The sequence below is a fragment of the Clostridium cavendishii DSM 21758 genome (genome assembly GCF_900141845.1).
Classification (GTDB): domain Bacteria; phylum Bacillota; class Clostridia; order Clostridiales; family Clostridiaceae; genus Clostridium_AG; species Clostridium_AG cavendishii.
On the sequence record NZ_FQZB01000010.1, the window covers coordinates 68,047 to 88,364 of the forward strand.

General features: G+C 27.9%; 17 protein-coding genes. 2 read left to right on the forward strand and 15 right to left on the reverse strand.

Features of this window, described 5'->3' with window-relative positions:
* The first annotated feature begins 82 nt into the window (after positions 1–82).
* Positions 83–499 carry a hypothetical protein gene (locus BUB01_RS11850; RefSeq protein WP_072987767.1) on the forward strand — a complete coding sequence of 139 codons (417 nt, stop codon included), beginning with the start codon at positions 83–85 and terminating at the stop codon, positions 497–499.
* 77 nt (positions 500–576) lie between these two features.
* Here BUB01_RS11850 and BUB01_RS11855 read toward each other — a convergent pair whose 3' ends face one another.
* The 8 genes from BUB01_RS11855 to BUB01_RS11890 form a co-directional block, all read right to left on the reverse strand.
* The gene (locus BUB01_RS11855) at positions 577–1,881 is read right to left on the reverse strand and encodes a DUF4026 domain-containing protein (RefSeq protein WP_072987770.1); all 1,305 of its coding nucleotides are present in this window, start codon (positions 1,879–1,881) and stop codon (positions 577–579) included.
* 129 nt (positions 1,882–2,010) lie between these two features.
* Positions 2,011–2,859, reverse strand: a complete 849-nt coding sequence (locus BUB01_RS11860; RefSeq protein ID WP_072987773.1) for a 3-hydroxybutyryl-CoA dehydrogenase — start codon at positions 2,857–2,859, stop codon at positions 2,011–2,013.
* A 204-nt stretch (positions 2,860–3,063) separates the two neighbouring features.
* Positions 3,064–4,071 carry an electron transfer flavoprotein subunit alpha/FixB family protein gene (locus BUB01_RS11865; RefSeq protein WP_072987776.1) on the reverse strand — a complete coding sequence of 336 codons (1,008 nt, stop codon included), beginning with the start codon at positions 4,069–4,071 and terminating at the stop codon, positions 3,064–3,066.
* A gap of 19 nt (positions 4,072–4,090) precedes the next feature.
* A complete protein-coding gene (locus BUB01_RS11870) occupies positions 4,091–4,873 on the reverse strand; it encodes an electron transfer flavoprotein subunit beta/FixA family protein (protein WP_072987779.1) in 783 nt (260 codons plus the stop codon).
* Positions 4,874–4,892: 19 nt separating this feature from the next.
* Positions 4,893–6,032 carry an acyl-CoA dehydrogenase gene (locus tag BUB01_RS11875; RefSeq protein ID WP_072987782.1) on the reverse strand — a complete coding sequence of 380 codons (1,140 nt, stop codon included), beginning with the start codon at positions 6,030–6,032 and terminating at the stop codon, positions 4,893–4,895.
* Positions 6,033–6,061: 29 nt separating this feature from the next.
* Entirely contained in the window at positions 6,062–6,844 is a 783-nt protein-coding gene (locus BUB01_RS11880; protein WP_072987785.1) for a short-chain-enoyl-CoA hydratase, read from the reverse strand.
* Positions 6,845–7,052: 208 nt separating this feature from the next.
* Entirely contained in the window at positions 7,053–7,688 is a 636-nt protein-coding gene (locus BUB01_RS11885; RefSeq protein WP_072987788.1) for a redox-sensing transcriptional repressor Rex, read from the reverse strand.
* Between the two features lie 406 nt (positions 7,689–8,094).
* A complete protein-coding gene (locus BUB01_RS11890) occupies positions 8,095–8,760 on the reverse strand; it encodes a TrkA C-terminal domain-containing protein (protein ID WP_072987791.1) in 666 nt (221 codons plus the stop codon).
* A gap of 412 nt (positions 8,761–9,172) precedes the next feature.
* Between BUB01_RS11890 and BUB01_RS11895 the strand changes: the two genes are divergently transcribed.
* Positions 9,173–9,682 carry a ferritin gene (locus BUB01_RS11895; protein ID WP_072987794.1) on the forward strand — a complete coding sequence of 170 codons (510 nt, stop codon included), beginning with the start codon at positions 9,173–9,175 and terminating at the stop codon, positions 9,680–9,682.
* Positions 9,683–10,563: 881 nt separating this feature from the next.
* Here BUB01_RS11895 and BUB01_RS11900 read toward each other — a convergent pair.
* From BUB01_RS11900 to BUB01_RS11930, 7 genes are all read right to left on the reverse strand, one after another.
* Positions 10,564–12,873, reverse strand: a complete 2,310-nt coding sequence (locus tag BUB01_RS11900) for a heavy metal translocating P-type ATPase (protein ID WP_072987797.1) — start codon at positions 12,871–12,873, stop codon at positions 10,564–10,566.
* A gap of 15 nt (positions 12,874–12,888) precedes the next feature.
* On the reverse strand, positions 12,889–13,251 hold the full coding sequence (locus BUB01_RS11905) for an ArsR/SmtB family transcription factor (protein WP_072987800.1): 363 nt from the start codon (positions 13,249–13,251) through the stop codon (positions 12,889–12,891).
* Between the two features lie 264 nt (positions 13,252–13,515).
* Positions 13,516–14,406, reverse strand: a complete 891-nt coding sequence (locus BUB01_RS11910; RefSeq protein WP_072987803.1) for an ROK family protein — start codon at positions 14,404–14,406, stop codon at positions 13,516–13,518.
* Between the two features lie 43 nt (positions 14,407–14,449).
* Positions 14,450–15,025, reverse strand: coding sequence for a zinc dependent phospholipase C family protein (locus BUB01_RS11915; protein WP_341422846.1), 576 nt, complete (start codon positions 15,023–15,025; stop codon positions 14,450–14,452).
* 241 nt (positions 15,026–15,266) lie between these two features.
* The gene (locus BUB01_RS11920; RefSeq protein WP_072987809.1) at positions 15,267–15,830 is read right to left on the reverse strand and encodes a DUF3867 domain-containing protein; all 564 of its coding nucleotides are present in this window, start codon (positions 15,828–15,830) and stop codon (positions 15,267–15,269) included.
* 176 nt (positions 15,831–16,006) lie between these two features.
* Entirely contained in the window at positions 16,007–19,240 is a 3,234-nt protein-coding gene (locus BUB01_RS11925) for a DEAD/DEAH box helicase (protein WP_072987812.1), read from the reverse strand.
* A gap of 399 nt (positions 19,241–19,639) precedes the next feature.
* A complete protein-coding gene (locus BUB01_RS11930; protein ID WP_072987815.1) occupies positions 19,640–19,954 on the reverse strand; it encodes a hypothetical protein in 315 nt (104 codons plus the stop codon).
* Between the last annotated feature and the right edge of the window lie 364 nt (positions 19,955–20,318).

Here is a 20,318-nt window from a genome sequence, read left to right on the forward strand (position 1 = left end):
AGATAATCTTTTTTAAAACTTAAGATACTTACAAGTTAATATGTGTTATAATTTACATATATAGGTTTGAGGAGGGTTATCTATGGGAAAATCAAATTTTGATGTTGAAGATGATTATGATGAAGGGCCTAGTTTTTCTAGTTTTTTCATCGGTTTAATAATGTTTTGTGTAGGTTGTTATTTAATATTTCAAAATACTACAATATACACTAGCTTTAATTTAGGAGGAATGTTAGGCTTTAATCCACCTTTTGGATTAGTTTTATTACCATTGCTTATAGGTATAATAATACTTTTTTATAAAGATACATCTTTTTTAGGTTGGTTTCTTATAATATTTGGCGTTATATCTATACTTCTTGGGATTCTTTTTGGTCTTAGAATTTCATTTAGACCTGTAAGTCTTTATTATACTATACTTATGTATGGCTTAACTGCTGCTGGTATGGGAGTTACCCTAAGGGGATTAATAGGTAAAAGAAGAAGTAGACGAAAATAATATATTTTTAAGACTATAAAAAGTGATTGCAAAATAATAAACTTAATGCAATCACTTTTTGTATTAAATCTTAGAATCTATTGATCTATACAGCTATAAATAGTATCTGGACTAAATTCGCCTTTGGTGCTTTGTATTAACCAATCTGTTAATTTATCAATACTTACTTCATATATTTCTTCTACCTTCATGTCTGCTATGTGATATGGTTCATTTATAAGTCTTCCTATTAGGTTATTATCCTTTATTCCTTCAAGTATAAACCATAAATGCTCTGCATCTATATCATCATTATCTAAATTTGTAGGTATTCCTGCTTTAAATAAAAATCTCCAATTTTCTTCGTCATTTTTATATTTATTGAATAACTCACTAAAATAATTAAATCTCTTTTTTGCTATCATAGACATCTTATAAGTTTCTCTATTAGTTAAAAAGAAAATTGGATTATTAACTAATAGTTCATTGAATACAGTAACTTCAGCAATATTTCCCTCATTACAAGCGAATAATATTCCTGATGGTTGACTATGAAATTCATCTCTATCCTGTATATCTCCTAAGAAATTCTTTTTTCTGCTAAATATAGATTTTTTCTTAGACATCATATCTAAAGCCTGCTCCCATGGATACCAAGTATAACCTAAATACATATCACCAGCATATCCTATTGAGATTTCTTCACCTCTTTTTATCATTCCTTCTTCTACAAATCTAGCAGCAAAAGTATTTAATGCGCTTTGATGTTCAGTAGCTAAATCATCTATATTTAATACCTCTAATTCTACACACCCACATCTATGTAAACCATGTGTATGCATCCAATAACTTCTCTTCCCTTTTTTTTCGTCATACACACCATGTATTGTATATAAATACTTAGTTAAAGGTTCTACATCAGTCTCTATAGTCATTCTTACCCATTTACCTGATATAATCTTACAAGCACTTAAATCTACTAAAGCAACATAATCATCTGAAATAGCTGCCATTATCTTAAGTTGTACTAAATAAGACTTATCGGAAACTTCATTAAATTTCATGCTAGTATATACATTCATATTTGATTCTTTTATTTCTTCTATTTCTTCTTCTGTAATTCTATTCATTACAGTTAATGCTTCTAAATCTATCATGTCATCAATTGAAGCACCTAACATTATCCTTATATCATACTCTACATCATCTACAGAAATTGTTCCTTGTATTCCATTTTCATCAACTTGTAACATAACATTATCAAAAGTATTATTTTCTTTTAATTTAGAAACTACATCTTCATAACTAATTGGATTTGAATTTTTTCTAAAAACTAATGCCATTTCAGAAGGTAAATTTATCTCACCATCCTCTAATAGGTTGTACAGTTCTTCATTTTCCACTATGAAATCCTCCTTAAAATTAAAGTTAATTTTTTAAACTTATAACACCAAAAATGGCATTATGAATCAATTCTATATTCATAATGCCATTAATTTTATCGTTTATTTAATTAATTACTTTAATTAGTATTAAGCGTTATAGTTGTGGAATCCTCTACCTGTCTTTCTTCCTAACCAACCAGCTCTAACATACTTTCTAAGTAAGCTGTGAGCTCTGTATTTAGAGTCTCCAGTTTCTTTGTATAGAACATCCATGATAGCTAAACAAACATCTAAGCCTATAAGATCTCCTAAAGCTAGAGGTCCCATTGGGTGAGCTGCTCCTAGTTTCATAGCTGTATCTATATCTTCTGCTGAAGCTATTCCTTCTGCATAAATTCCTACTGCTTCATTTATCATTGGGATAAGGATTCTGTTAACAACAAATCCTGGAGCTTCTGCAACTTCTACTGGTGATTTACCTATTGCTACTGATAATTCTTTAACAGCATCAAAAGTTTCTTGAGAAGTAGCCATTCCTCTTATAACTTCTACTAGCTTCATTATTGGAGCTGGGTTGAAGAAATGCATTCCTATAACTTTATCAGGTCTGTTTGTTGCAGCAGCAACTTCAGTTATTGATAAAGATGAAGTATTTGTAGCTAAGATAGTTTCTGGTTTACAGATCTTATCTAAGTCAGCAAATATTTGTTTTTTGATTTCCATATTTTCAACAGCAGCTTCTACTACTAAATCGCAATCAGCAGCTAAGTTTAAATCAGTTGTTCCAGAAATTCTTGAAAGTATTTCTTCTTTAACTTCTTCAGTCATTTTTTCTTTAGCAACTAATTTTGAAAGACCTTTGTTGATTCCAGCTATTCCTCTATCAACAAATTCTTCCTTTATATCTCTAACTATAACTTCATAACCTTTTTGAGCAAATGCTTGAACTATTCCAGCACCCATTGTTCCTGCACCAAGTACAAATATCTTTTCCATTTTTATACCCTCCATTTTTTTAGTTGAAAGTTAAGAATTGAAAGTTGAAAGTTAATTTATATAAACATCTCAACTTTCTCATCCCCATATATTTTATAATTTTTAAGGAAACTCCTTCTCATTTCATTCGAATGAGTAAGTTCGAATGACTAAATTAAAATTTAGATTCTTACTTAAAGGAAACTTCTTCTCATTTTATTCGAATTATTCAGCACTCTTCATTGATTTAGCTTGAGCTATCATTTGAGGTAGCACTTTATTTAAATCTCCAACTATAGCATAGTCAGCAACTTTCATTATTGGAGCATTAGCATCTTTATTTACAGCAATTATCATATCTGAATCTTGCATACCTGCTGTATGTTGTATAGCTCCTGATATACCACATGCAATGTATATTGTAGGTCTTACAGTTTTACCAGTTTGACCAACTTGGTAATCTCTTTCTATCCAACCTTTTTCAACTGCAGCTCTTGAAGCTCCAACTGTTCCGCCTAATACGTCAGCTAATTCTTGAAGCATAGCAAAAGTTTCTTTGCTTCCAACTCCTCTACCACCAGATACTATAATGTTAGCTTCTGATATATCAACTATATCTTTATGTTCTTTAACAACTTTAACAACTTTAGTTCTGATATCACCTTCTGCAAAAGTTATATCTACTTTTTCTACTTTATAATCAGCATTTAAAGTTTCAACCTTTGAGAATACTCCTGGTCTAACTGTAGCCATTTGTGGTCTATGTTCTGGACATGCTATTGTAGCCATTAAGTTACCACCAAATGCTGGTCTTGTAGCTAAAAGATCTCCATTTTCAACTTCAACATCTAAAACTGTACAGTCAGCTGTAAGACCTGTTGAAAGTCTAGCAGCAACTCTTGGACCTAAATCTCTTCCTATGAAAGTAGCTCCTATGAAAAGTATTCCTGGTTTTCTTTCAGTAGCTAATTCACATATAGCTTTAGTGTATCCATCAGTTGTGTAGTTTGCTAAAGCTTCATTATCAACAACTAATATTTCATCAGCTCCATGAGTTCCTAATTCTTTAGCTAAACCTTCTATGTTATGACCTAATAAAAGAGCAGTTAATTTAACTCCTAATTTATCAGCTATCTTTCTTCCTTCACCTAATAGTTCTAGTGAAACTTTTTGTAATTTGCCTTCTCTTTGTTCAGCGAAGACCCAAACGCCTTTGTAATCTGCTATATTCATCATCAATACCTCCTAAATCTTAGATGTAGTGTTTTTCTTTTAATTTTCCTAGTACATAGCTTACAGCTTCATCTACTGGCTTATTAACAATAAGTTCTCCAGCGCCCTTAACTTCTTTAGTCATTGACTTTTTAACTTTTGTTGGAGACCCCTTAAGTCCTAAAACCGCTTTATCTACATCTATATCATCAGCTGACCATATAGTGATTTCTTTGTTTTTAGTATCAAATATGTGAGCAACGTTCATATATCTTGGTTTATTTAATTCTTCGATAGCTGTTAATAATACTGGTGCTTTAACTTCGATTAATTCATAACCATCTTCTAAAGCTCTGTTTACTAATAATCCATCTTCTTTAACTTCTACACCTTGAACATAAGTTACTTGTGGAATTCCTAAGTGTTCTGCAATTTCTGGACCAACTTGTGCAGTATCTCCATCAATCGCTTGTCTTCCAGCAAATATTATATCATATTCTAATTTCTTTATAGCTCCTGCTAAAGCTTTTGAGGTTGCAAGTGTATCTGCTCCAGCAAATGCTCTATCAGTTATTAATATTGCTTCATCAGCACCCATGCATAATGCTTCTCTTAAAGCATTTTGTGCTTGAGGAGGTCCCATACTTACTACAGTAATCTTTGCTCCTTTAGCATCTTTTATTCTTAAAGCTTCTTCTAAAGCGTGCTTATCTTCTGGATTTATTATTGATGGAACACCATCTCTTATAAGAGTTCCTGTTTTAGGATCTATTTTAACTGCTGTAGTATCTGGAACTTGTTTTAAACAAACTACTATATTCATTAATCGTGCCCTCCCTAAATTATCTTAAAACGCTTCCTGCGATAACCATTTTTTGAACTTCTGAAGTACCTTCGTAGATTTCTGTTATCTTAGCATCTCTCATCATTCTTTCTACTGGATATTCTTTTGTATATCCATATCCACCAAAGATTTGAACTGCCTTTGTAGTAACATCCATAGCTACTTCAGCTGCAAATAATTTAGCTCTAGCAGCTTCTACAGTGTATGGAAGTCCTGCATCTTTTAAGCATGCAGCTTTATATACTAAATGCTTAGCAGCTTCTATTTTAGTATCCATTTCAGCTATCATCCATTGTAATCCTTGGAATGCTGATAATGGTCTACCAAATTGTTTTCTTTCTTTCATGTAATTTACAGCTTCTTCAAAAGCTCCTTCTGCTATACCTAAAGCTTGAGCTGCTATACCGATTCTACCACCATCAAGTGTTTTCATTGCTATACCAAAGCCTTTTCCTTCTCTTCCAAGTAGGTTTTCTTTTGGTACTATACAGTTTTCCATGATAAGTTCTGTAGTTGAAGATGCTCTTATTCCTAGCTTATCTTCTTTCTTACCTATTGAGAAACCTGGGAATGATTTTTCAACTACGAAAGCTGATATTCCTCTAGTTCCTTGGCTTCTATCAGTCATAGCAAATATTATGAAAGTCTCTGCAACTCCACCATTTGTGATGAAGATTTTACTTCCGTTTAATATATAGTTATCACCATCTAAAACTGCAACTGTTTGTTGTCCTGCAGCATCAGTTCCTGCGTTTGGTTCAGTTAATCCAAAAGCACCTATTTTTCTACCAGTTGCAAGATCTGGTAAGTATTTTTCTTTTTGAGCTGGAGTTCCGAATTCATTTATTACTGAACCACAAAGTGATGTATGAGCTGAAACTATAACTCCTGTTGTTCCGCAAACCTTTGATAATTCTTCAACAGCTATGATGTATGATAATACATCTCCACCGGCACCACCATATTCTTTACTAAATGGAATACCCATCATACCTAACTTAGCCATTTTTTGTACATTTTCCATTGGAAATTCTTCTGTTTCATCAATTTCAGCAGCAATTGGTTTCACTTCATTTATTGCGAATTCTCTAACCATTTGTCTCACTAATTGTTGTTCTCTTGTTAACTCAAAATTCATTGACGATACCTCCTTATTGCACGTTCCTATTATTTATTTTGGAAATTCTTTGCTCTTTTTTCCATAAAAGCAGTCATTCCTTCTTTTTGATCTTCTGATGAGAAACATTTTCCGAAATCTTCAGCTTCTATAACTATAGCTTCATCTATTCCTACTTGCATTCCTCTATTTATAGCATCCTTACATAGCTTAACAGCTATAGGAGCATTGCTAGCTATTTTAGTAGCCATTGCTACAGCTTCATCCATTAAAACTTCTGGTGCAACTACTTTGTTTACTAATCCTATTCTTAAAGCTTCATCAGCTTTTATTATGTCACATGTATATATAAGTTCTTTAGCTTTTCCTTCTCCAACTATTCTTGGAAGTCTTTGAGTTCCACCAAAACCTGGAGTAATTCCAAGACCTGCTTCTGGTTGACCAAACTTAGCTTTTTCTGATGCGATTCTAATATCACATGCCATAGCAAGTTCACAACCTCCACCTAAAGCAAAACCTGGAATAGCAGCTATAACTGGTTTGTTTAAGTTTTCAAGTCTTCTAAATACATTATTACCTAATGTACCAAAAGCAATTCCTTCTTCTTCATTTAAATCTTTCATTTCTGAAATATCTGCACCTGCAACAAAAGCTTTATCTCCAGCTCCTGTTAAAATAACTACATAGATTTCATTGTCTAATTCTAAATTTTCTAGCACTGCATCAATATCTTTTAAAGTATCAGAATTTAAAGCATTTAAAGCTTTAGGTCTATTGATAGTTACAGTGGCTACATTACCCTTCTTTTCAAGAATAACATTTTTTAATTCCATTAGTTGATCCTCCTTATATTAACCCTATAGTTTTTAAACTAAGTAACAAAATTGAATAAAATTGGATACAAATATTAATTCTTTGTTAATTTCCTAACAAATATAATGAAAATAATTGAAGTGATTACATTCACTTCAATTACGATTATAATCTATCGTGAAACCTTTTGCAATTATTTTTTACATTTAAATAATTAAATTTTCTGATTTATTTTTCTTCATTTTGGTTTAACAAATATACCAAAGTTAGTAAACTTTCGCTTAAATGAACATTTTCAACAGTTACATCTTCTGGCACATCTAAATCAACTGGAGCAAAGTTCCATATTGCCTTTACACCGTTTACTACCAGTTCATTGCTTACTTTTTGAGCGTTAACCCTTGGCACACATATGAATGCTATATCTACTGAATTTTCAACTAAAAAAGTCTTTAATTCATCTATATCTTGTATACCTACATCTCTTATTTTTATTCCTATTAATTTAGGATTTGCATCAAATATTCCTATAAGATTAAAACCTAATCTATCAAATTTATAATTTGCTATTGCTTGGCCAATATTTCCAGCCCCAACTATTATAGTATTATATTTTTTGTTAAGTCCTAATATAGAACTTATTTGGTTATATAGTTCTCTTACATTATAACCATAACCTTGTTGTCCGAAATCCCCAAAACAATTTAAATCTTGACGTATTTGTGATGCTGTAAAACCTATTTTTTCACTTAATTCTTTAGACGATATTCTATCAACATCATTATTCATTAATTCATTTAAATATCTATGGTATTTCGGAAGCCTTTTTATAACCGCCATTGATATATTCTTTTTCTTTTCCATTCTTTCACCTCTTCTTGTATTTAAGTGAGAATCCAAATCTTAGATTTGGTTATTCGAACTTACTCCTACGAATGTAATGAGTAGGAGTTTCCTTTTTACTAATCCAAATCTTAGATTTGGCTATTCGAACTTACTCCTACGAATGCATATGAGTAGGAATTCCATTTTTATTAAGCCAAATTTTAGTTTGGTTATTCGAACTTACTTCCTCACTGAACAACTTTTATATAAATTAATTAAATCTAAAATTTTAAAATTATGTTCCATTATATATATTACCATATTTTCAACTACTTAATCTATATTTTAACATCCTTTTCGTCAAACAAAATATAGAAATTCCTATTGTTTATATTAATATAAACAATTTATTATTATAAAAATACAAATCAATGCTTATAAACTCCTAAATTTTTAAGTTAAACACTCTAGCAATTTCACTTATTTTCCCATATAAAAGTATATTATCTCCACTTTCAATTATATATTGACTATTAGCAAAACCTATAAAATCATTTCCCTTATCTATATTTAAAATTATTATCTTATGAGGTTTTAAATTTGAATCTCTAAGTCTAACACCTATAAGTGGAGAACTCTCATCTATAAACACATTAAAAATACCATATCCCTTTGCTCTTGTAACTAATTTATATAATTTATTGGAACTTTTAAATCCTTTTCTTTTCTTCACTATAAGATCCTCTACTATATCGTCAAACCAAGAAATAAAAGCTTTATTTTTGAAAATTAAAAATAGGAGAATAACACATATTACTACTACTATTACATTTTCAAAAGATATTGAGCTTTTTATAAAATCAACAAAGAAAGATATACCCGTAACCAATCCTACATATCCTAACAACATAACTGCTTGTGCTAGATGTCTTCTAGTATCATGTTGTGTTATAAGTTCTGACTCTTTAGTTGTAAACCCAACACCTGTTAAAAGAGAAATAACTTGAAATCTTGCTTTTTCTTCCGTTAAACCTGTTAATTTAAATAATACTGTTATAACTTCAATAATTATTAAAAATATCATTATTGCTAATAAAAAATATATAATCATATTATTCACCCCTAGCCTAAATTTAAACCTTCCAAATTTTATCGTTTTACTGTATAAAATCTTTATTGTTTATTATATATAAGTTGTACTATTCTCTCAGCGGTTTAATCTCAAATTTTTTTTAGATATATAAGTTATATTCATTATTTCTATTTGATTAAATATAAAATTTAAATTGCAACATATATATTATAATATTTTTAATTAATTGTTTAATACTAAAAATATCATTTATTATATTATCTTGATATCATTTTTCTTCTGTAAAAATATTTAACAATATTATTCTTTAACATTTGATTATTTGTAAAATAACTATTATAATATTAATTAACAATAATTATATAATATTAATTATTATATAATAATTACAAATAACTAAATTTTATAATATAACTTTAGGAGGTTTATTATGTTAAGCAAAAATTTATTAAACACATTAAATAATCAAGTCAATTTTGAATTTTATTCATCTTACACTTATTTAGCTATGGCTTCTTACGCTGAATCTATAGATTTAACAGGATTTGCAAACTTTTTTAGAGTGCAAGCTCAAGAGGAACTTTTTCATGCTATGAAATTCTACGATTACATATTTCAAAAAAATGGTTTTGTAGAACTTAAAGCAATTCCTCAGCCTCAAATTGAATATGAAAATTTATTAGATGTATTTCAAAAAGGATATGATCATGAGCAGGCAGTGACTAAAAGAATATATGAGCTAGCTGATTTAGCTGCTGAAGAAAGAGAACACTCTACTATGAGTTTGTTAAAATGGTTTATAGATGAGCAAGTAGAAGAAGAAAATACTTTTAACTCTTTAATAAAGAAACTTAGAAGAGTTGAAGCCAATCCAGCTGCGCTTTATATGTTAGATGATGAATTAGCAACTAGAGTATTTACTCCACCTACAAACGCTTAATCATCTATAAAACAAGCTGAAAAGATTATTAATTATCTTTTTATATTTTATAAAAATGAGATTAAATAAGTAGTTCAAAGATTTAATCTAAAAATAAAAATTCAATTTATAAAGAACCATACTAATATATGGTAAATTACACTTTAAAAAAATGAGACTTATGTATAACACAACCCACGTTATACATAAGTCTCACAAGTAAATTCAAAGCTAGATGAAAAGCTTCAATAACAATGTTGACAATCTAGTAAAATTTAATATTTTACTAACTCCCTATGCCTGAAAGTATTCTCAACGTAAATGATTATACGAAAAATTTCGACTAATGTCAACAATATAATTTTTCTATTTTTTGAATTTTATATTTTAATTTAATAATAACCATATTTATTTATGGAATACAAGAAAATTTGTCTATTATTTACTATTTATTAATATATAATTTCTCATATTATCAACATTTAATTTAATGTAAAATTATTAAACTTGGAATAGTATATACTAAATATACTGATATAAATAGCACCCCCATCCATTTTATGGTTTTCTCTTTATTTCCCCCTATTATAAAGAAAATAATTCCTAGCACTAATAAGATTAAGAGCATATAACTAAGCATATCCCCCTCCATGCCTTATTTTCTATACTTCCTATTAATATGATAAATATATTGTAAATTATTACAGTCTAATGTTAAATTCTTGTAAAGTGCATTTATATTTATTGCAATTTACAATCTGCAATTATCTTAATTAATTGTTAAACATAAAATAAATGCACTATTAAATTTAACTTGTAGCAATCAAAATACAATATATATAATTAAAAAAATAATGAATCGACTAACCTAATATATCGACTCATTATTTTTAATAGTAATCTTACTTTCTTAAAACTCTCATAGAATTTATTATTGCAATTAATGCAACCCCAACGTCTCCGAATACACCTTCCCACATAGTTGCTATTCCAAAGGATGCTAGTACTAAAATTACAATTTTTACTCCAAGTGCAAATATTATATTTTGCCATACTATAATGTTAGTTTTCTTAGCTATATCTATAGCTGTACTTATTTTAGATGGTTCATCATTCATTATTACAACATCTGCTGCTTCAATAGCTGCATCTGAACCTAATCCACCCATTGCTATTCCAACATCTGCCCTCGCAAGTACAGGGGCATCATTTATACCATCTCCAACAAATATAATTTTGCCTTTTTCTGTTTTATTATTGAATATTTCTTCAAGTTTTTCAACTTTATTTTGAGGTAGTAATTCACCATAAACCTTATCTAGTCCAAGACTCTTACCAACAGCCTCACCAACTTTTATTGAATCACCTGTTAACATTACAGTATTCTTTATTCCTATATTCTTTAATATAGATATTGCTTTTTTAGCATCTTCTTTTATTTCATCTGCTATAACTATATTACCTACATAACTATTATCTAAAATAAAATGAACTACAGTTCCTATTTCATCAGTATCTGGTATATCTACTCCATAATCCTTCATAAGCTTTTTATTTCCTGCTAAAACTTGTCTTCCAGATACCTTAACCTTTATACCTTTACCTGAAATCTCTGAATAATCTTCTATTAAATCTTTTTTAATTTCACCTTTAAATTCTTTAACTATTGAAATAGCTATAGGATGATTAGAATAACTTTCAGTATAAGCTGCAAGCTCTAAAAGCTCATCCTCATTTAAATCAGCTTCTGCATTTATTTTTGTTACCTTAAAAATTCCCTTTGTTAAAGTTCCTGTTTTGTCAAATACAACAGCTTCTGCATTTTTTAAAGCTTCTAAATAATTTCCACCCTTTATTAAAATACCATTTTTAGAAGCTGCTCCAATCCCACCAAAGAAAGCTAGTGGAATTGATATAACTAATGCGCAAGGACATGAAACAACTAAAAATACTAATGCTCTATACACTGATTCATGAAAAGTGAAACCTTCCATAAATATAGGTGGTACTATAGCTAAAAGTAAAGCAGCTATTACTACTATTGGAGTATAATATCTTGCAAACTTAGTTATAAACTTTTCAGTAGGAGCTTTCTTATTACCTGCATTTTCTACTAAATCTAATATTTTTGCTACAGTTGATTCTGCAAAGTTTTTAGTAACCCTTATTTGAAGCAATCCATTTTTATTTATAGAACCAGCTAATACTTCATCATCTACCTCAATCTCTCTTGGAATACTTTCTCCTGTTAGTGCTGAAGTGTCCAAAAATCCTTTTCCTTCCTCAACTATTCCATCTAGAGGTACTTTTTCACCAGTTTTAACTATTATTAAATCACCTATTTTTACTTCTTCCGGAGAAACTACCTTTTCACCATCTGCAGTTTTTAAATTCGCATAATCTGGTCTTATATTCATTAATTCAGCAATTGATTTTCTTGATTTGTTTACAGCTAAATCTTGAAAAGTTTCTCCAACTTGATAAAAGAGCATAACTCCTACTGCCTCTGGAAACTCTTTTATTGCAAAAGCTCCTATAGTTGCTACTACCATAAGAAAATTCTCATCAAAAATTTCTCCTTTTCTTATATTTTTAAACGCTTGTAAAACAACATCTCCACCAACCAATATATAACTTATTAAATATATTACAAATTCTATTTTTATATCTAATTTAGAAATAAATCCTACCATAAAAAGAATTACAGCTATAGAAAATCTTATTATCTTACTTTTATCTATTTTACCATCTCCATGTGCATGAGAATGTGAATGATCGTGACTGTGACTATGAGCATCGCTATTATCATGACTATGACTGTGTTCATGTTCATGACTATGATTGTGCTCATGTTCATTTTTTTCTTTTGTTGTATTAAAATTCTTAATCTGTACCTTCTTTAGGTCATTTATTCTTTTCTCATCATTTATACTACTATTTTTTAGTTTTACTTTTTTTGATATTTGATTCTTTGTAGTAGAAATTTCTTTATTATTTATAATAACATCAGGTTCTAGTTTATTTATAATTTTTTTAACTTGAATTAAAACCTCTTCTTTATTGTCAGCTTCAACTGGTTCTACTACAAGTGCTCCATTTGCAAAATTCAAACTAGCTTCCTTTACACTTTCTAATTTATTTATTTTATTTTCAATTTTAGCTGCACAATTTGCACAATCTATTCCTTCAAGGTAAAGTTTAATATTTTTCATAATACACCCTCCTTTCTACTTTTCCATAATATGATTTAAACCTTCATCAAATATATGCTTTACGTGTTCATCATCTAAGGAATAATAAACTACTTTTCCTTCTCTTCTAAATTTAACAAGTCTTGCCTGCTTTAGTACTCTAAGTTGATGTGATATAGCTGATTGAGTCATATTAAGTAATGCTGCCATATCACATACGCACATTTCTGCTTCAAATAAACTACATAAAATCTTTATTCTTGTTGAATCTCCAAAAACTTTAAAAAGTTCTGCTAAATCATATAAAGTTTCTTCCTGTGGTAAAACATCCTTAAGTTTATTTACTATATCCTCATGGATGATAGTACAATTACAATTTTCTACTTTATTATCATTCATTGTTACCCCTCCATATGCAAACCATTTGCAACATATGAATAACTGTTCATATGTTCACTTATATTATATTCCTTACTTTCAATTTGTGTCAACAAAAAGAAATATATTTTTTATTTATTTTATAGATTTTAAGTCGTAAAAAATTTATTTCCTTTCATTTCATAGCCAATATAAGTCTATTAACAAAATAAAACTGTATAAGCTTTCTCTGCCTTAAATTTTAAGACTTTGAAAACTTATACAGTTTCAAAATTAAAAAAAGTTTTAAACATTTCTAAAGTGATAAACTGCCCCAATAAGTCCAGCATCATTTTTATGCTTACATAAATCTACAGTTGTATAAACTTCATTCCACCATTCAATATTTTCTAAATGTAGCTTGAGTTTGTCTAAAAAATCTTCCCTATTACTTATTCCTCCACCTATTAATACCTTTTGTGGATTAAGTGATGCTGATAGATTAAATATCCCATATGACAAATTCTTATACCATTTATCAACCATAGCTTGTATATTTTTATCAAATTTAGCAACACTAAAAACCTCTGTTCCTTCAATATTTAATTCTTTATCTAATCCTCTATATTCTTTATACTTTAAAACTAATGTCCTTATAGATGCATTATTACTCCAAATTTCAGAACCTTTATTCTCTTCTCTTATACCATTATTTATCATATATCCAACTTCTCCGGCTTTGAAATTATGACCTCTTATAAGCTTACCATTTAAAAATATTCCTCCACCTATACCAGTTCCTACAGTAAGACATATAAAATCTTCACAATCTACAGCATTTCCATTAAATTTTTCTGCAAATGCTGCACATCTACCATCATTTTCAACCTCCACCCTAATCCCCGTAGCTTTTTCTAACAAGTCCTTAATACCGACTCCTTCAATAACTCTGATAGAGTAACAAACTAATGGTGTTCCAGTCCTGTAATCTATAACTCCTGGCATACTTATAGCTATACCTTCTATCTTATATGTTCTTTTATAAGAATTTATTATATCTTCTAAATCCTTTATAAATCTTTCCAAATTCTCAGCTCTTGTGTTATATTGGCCTTTTTCTAAAATATTTCCAACCTCATCAACTATTCCAAACTTAACTTTTGTTCCACCTACATCAAAAGCTACATACGTTTTCATAAAGACTCCCCTTTACCATAAAAGATAAGCAGTGTAGCTAATGCTACACTGCTGAGAAAACAATCACATTGCTATTATAAATAACATTATCTAAAATATAATTTACAATCGAATTGCAAACATAACTTGCATATTCTAAATCATTTATATAATCTTTTTTACTGTTATATTCTACTTGAAGCTTATCTATAAAATCTTTAGCTGTTCTTCCAGTTACAATAATCTCTCTTTCATTCTTCACAAGATATTCCTTGGCTACTAAATCAAGTTCTCTTTCATATTTTATATGTTTATTCATGCTATGTTTGAATTCCCATCTCTCATAATGAGGTATGCAGAAAAAATCACATAAAAAATGACATATAACGCCTAATTCTTGATTAAAGCTACTCATTGGATACCATTTTCTTATATCATCAAAGCTTAAACTACTTAAGTAATCTATTTTATTTAATATAAGATTGAAGGATTCATCCTTATAATGCTTAACAAGCTTATATTTTGATGTCATATCTGGTTTTAAATTTCCCCATATGAAATGTTTATCATTTATTAAAACTTTTTTATTTAATTCTAAATTAGTAATTACACCTTGAGCTATAATCTTATGAGTATTCATTAACAATACGCATACACCTCACAAATTTTTTATTCTTGCTTTGAGAAGATTATAATATAAAAGTTATAAAATTATAATATTGAACTAATTCATATATATGAAATTTATTCTTCACTGACATTATATTAACATATCTATTCTTCTAAGCTAATTAAATATACCATTCAAAGTATAATAAATAATAAAAATTAAATTTGTCTCTTAATTTTTTATTCCCAAAGCTCTACAGTTCGTTTAAGTATTAATAATCATAACTATTAGTATTTTCACAAATACTTATATTTAATTTTTCGTCATTAACAATTTTTTTATAAGAACATAAAAACTCATTTAATTCAACATCTTTAAGATCTATATGTCCTTCACTTTTTAATATAACCTTATTATCTTCTAATAATACTTCTACTTCATTAAATTCATTTTTTATATTATACTGACTTATATTTCTTTCAATAATTTTACCTTTATATTTTTCCTTAAAGCTTAGATTCTTTCTAATAGACTCATAATCCTTTTGAACATTAAGCCCCCCCATATTAATTCCAAAGCCTTTCATTTGTTCCTCTAAACTATCCACATCTAGACCATATCTTTTCATCATCTCTTTTTGTATATTAAAAAACTTTTCTTCTGATATATTATTATCATCCATATATTTTCTTATATTTTTATTTAAGTCTGCCATAGTTAATCTGCCTTCTGCAAATGCATAATAACAATCATAAATATATGATTCAAATTTTTCTATATCCTTATCTCTAGCCTTGTTCTTAAGCTCATTGAAATCAACAATTTTATCATCCATAGGATTAATCTCCTTATAACCATTTTTTACAAACATTATAGTTTCATTTTATCATATTGTATCCAAACTTTATAGATACATAAAAAAATATTTGATAATTGAAAGTACATAGTCTAATATATCAAACTCTATACTTTCAATTTTAGTAATTATATCTTTAAAAGCAATATTAATAGTTAATTAAATATATCTAGAATATCTTTTTCACTAAAGTTCTTGAAACCTTCAGTTCCTTGTATACTTTCATTTAAAACTAAATTTATTATTTCCTTTTTTTCCTCTTGTAATTCTATTATTTTTTCCTCAACACTGCCTTTAGCTATAAGTTTTATAACCTCAACTACATTTTTTTGACCAAATCTATGTGCTCTATCTGTAGCTTGATCTTCAACAGCAGGGTTCCACCAAGGATCAAAATGTATTACAACATCTGCTGAAGTTAAATTTAATCCTGTTCCGCCAGCCTTTAGTGATATCAGGAAAACTGCATTCTCTCCTTCGTTAAATTCATTAACTAACCTAATTCTATCTTCAGCTTTAGTAGTTCCATCTAAATAGGAATATTTAATTTTCTCTTCGTTTAATATAATTTTAAGTTTTGAAAGTACTGATGTAAATTGGGAAAACACAAGAATTTTATGCCCTGCTTGTAAACTTTGTGTCAATAGCTCTCTAAGAGCTTCAAATTTTGCGCTTTCACCTTTGTAATCTTCCATAACCAAACTTGGATCTAAACATAATTGCCTAAGTTTAGTAAGATGTGAAAGAATCTTAAACTTACTCTTTGCAAGGCCTTCTTCTTTAATGGATTGTTCTATCACAGCTTTAGCCTCATTTACATAAACAGCATAAACCTTCTTCTGCTCTTCTGACATATCTATAATAAGCTTTTTCTCTATTTTAGGAGGTAGTTCTTTTATAACCTCAGTCTTTAATCTTCTAAGAATAAAAGGTTTTATCATCTTATTTAATTCAACTATCATATTCTTATCTTTTCTTATGTTATTTCCAAATCTGTTCATAAAATTCTTTTCACTATATAAGTACCCGGGTAATATAAAGTCAAATATAGACCATAGTTCTAAAATAGAATTTTCTATTGGAGTTCCTGTTAATGCAAATTTACTTTCCGCATTTATCTCTTTAACTAACTTACTTATATTAGATGTAGGATTTTTTATATTTTGAGCTTCGTCTATAAAGAAATTATGAAAATTTAAATCTTTATATAAGTCAAAATCTATTCTTAAAAGATTATATGAAGTTATTATTACATCATAATTTTTATAGTTTTTTATAACTTCATTCCTAAATTGTTTATTACCATTAACAACTAATATATTAGTATTTGGTGAAAACTTTTTAAATTCAGCTTCCCAGTTATATATAAGAGAAGTTGGTGCTACTATTAATGTATTTTTATCTTTTTCATTACTTATAAAACTTATAGCCTGAAGAGTTTTACCCAGTCCCATCTCATCTCCTAGTATTCCTCCAAACCCCAAATGTGATAATGTTTTAAACCACTTAAAGCCAAGCTTTTGATACTCTCTAAGATCAGCCTTTAGATTTTTAGGACTAACTATTTCTTCATAATTTAAATTTTTAAGTTTTTCTTTTATCTTGTTTATATCTTGTAAATCACCTTCGATATTCAAATTTTCTTCCTCAGCTATAGAACTTAAATATACAGCTTTCTCTGCTGTTATATTTAAAGATTCTTTGTTTACATCATTACCATAAGTAACATTATCTAAAGCATCTAAAAAATTATAAATATTTTTATCTTGAAGATTTAAAAGATCACCATCCTTAAGCTTATAAAACTTCTTTTCATTTTTAAATGCTTCTAATATATCATTAACCTCTATTTTATCTATTCCATCTAAATCATAGGAAAATTCAAAATAATTTCTCCCCTTAGATTTAATTTTAAATTTAGGTGAAATATTTCTATTAAGCTTTATATTCTTAAAGCTTTGAGAATAAAACACCTCACCATATTCCTTTAAAGTAATTATATCCTGTGTTAAAAAATCATATACTTTCTCATCACTACCTGTAAAATATAGTTTATCATAAGACTCTTCAAACCCTAAACTATAAACATAATTCATAAGGTTATCTTCTTTAGTCATATCTCTTAATATTGGTTTATTAACTGTAGTCTCATTTAAGCCTATTTTATAATCACCATATACTAACTTAATATCTAAACTTATATTTTTTTGCTTATCTATATCAAAATAAAGTTCAACCTTAAGATCTTCCTTTATAAGTTTCTTTTTTATTTTACTAGTTATTTCTACTTCTGAATTTATATTTCTGATTATAGGAACTAGATAATTTAAAACAACATTTAAATTATCTTTTGAAAAATATATCTTTTTATCTTTATCTAATGCTTTTAATAATTTTTTATAGTCTATAGCTCTCTTATAATCTAATAAGTATAATTTATTAGAAAATAAATATACATCCCCTTTAGTATTTAGTGGTTTTGGTACGCTACCTTTGTATGTTAAAACAACGTTATTCTTTTTCTCATCTATGCCAAATAATAAGTTCATATTTTCTTTTTCAATCTTAACATCTTTATATTTTCCAAATTCTAATTCTAACGAAACCTTATCCCCTTCTAATATACTAAAAAAATCTTTAAGTCTACTTTGAACTATAACAAAATTTTTCCCATTTATAAGACCTTGTTTGTTAAGTTCAAAAATTCTTTCTCCTATATCCTCTGTCTCTTTTAAAGAATTTATAAAGGTTATTATTTCTTTGAGTCTAACTGGCATTTTATATTTCCATGAATTATAGCAAAAGCCTTTTCCAAGATTTAAATCTTCTCCATAGGTATAACAATGAATAAACTCCCTAATATCTTTAACTATATATAGTTTATCTATTCCTATTTTTATTTCTCCTAAATATCCTTGCTTATTACGTTTAACTATAATTTCATATTTTAGATTTTCTCTTTGCTTCTTTTCAAATAATATATCCTTTAATAATGACTCACCTTTTTCTTCTATAGGTTCAATATTTTTACTTAAACTTGGCTTTTCATTAGTATTTTTAAAATTTCCTAACTGCTTTGCTACCTTTAAAGCTGTAGCCATTATATGCTTACAACAATACGTATTATTCTTAATACTATGTTTTTCATATTCATCACAAGTACAACTTGAAAGTTTTATTCTTTTAACTCCTAAATCTACAACTAAAGAGACTTCATATTCACTAAACAAATCCTCTGAAAGCACCCAAGCATCAGTAACTAAACACTTATCCTCTATTTCATAATCCATATGAGTTATCAAGTCTGAAGCTAGTACTTTTTCGCCTTCTCTAAGTACACTTAATCTGCCCTGCTGTTCTACTAAATTAACTACATCTTTGCCACTCATATTTACACCTCATTTTATTAACTTTTATTCTCTGACTCCTAATTGTAACATTTCTTTGTACTCCGTAAAAGCATTTTCATAAAATCAATAATCTTAGCTTTCATTCTTTGCCGTAATACAAAAAATTTACCCTATAAATTATATCACATTTTAAAAAAGTGGGCTTATATAATTTTCTTACTCATATGGATTAAATCCAAATCGTCAAAAATTATATAAGCCCACTAGAAAATTCAAAATGAAATTCTCTAGAAATTTAATAAAGTTCATTTTGAATTTTTTAATATATCACCAAATTATTAAAGTGTTTCCTAAAATAAAACAAAAAACAAAAAATTTATTTAAATAGAAATAACTCCTATGTATCTATATAAATACGTAGGAGTATTATTCCTAAAATTATTTTTCTAAAACTGGTTTTAAAACCTTTAATATGTTTTCAATTCTTCTTAACCCAAAATCTGCTGGTTTAACATTAAAAAATTCTATTCCTTTACTTGTTAAACTTTCTTTTATTTTGCTTTCAAAAAGCACCATTTCTGGTGAAAGCAATACATAATCAACATTGTTTTCTTCCACTGTTTGATTATATTGATTTTCATCTGCAAATAGCCATTCAATTGCTACATTATTTACATTTACATATTCAACTGCTGCTTTTTGAAACATTGTTGCTTGTCCAGTTTTCCTACATATCATTAATATTTTTTTCATAAATTCAATTCCTCTCTTACTAATAAAATTCATTATTTGTTTTCTATATTATTATATCATTTTATAAAAAAATAAAAAAATTAACATTATATCAAAATAATTCATTTATAGCTTATTTTTATACAAATTTAATATAAAATCTCTTATTATCTCACTTATCTTCTATCTATATGTCTAGACCAGTTGATTTTAAATTTTAACATTTTATTTTTTCGAATTTTCTTTAAATTGTATTTAATTAAATATTTATGGTATACTAAATTATCGATTAGTTTATATTTGTATCTGTTGCTAAAATATAATTAAAATTTCACTGTATATTGTGATAGATATAAGATTAAAATATTAATACCTAGACTTAAAG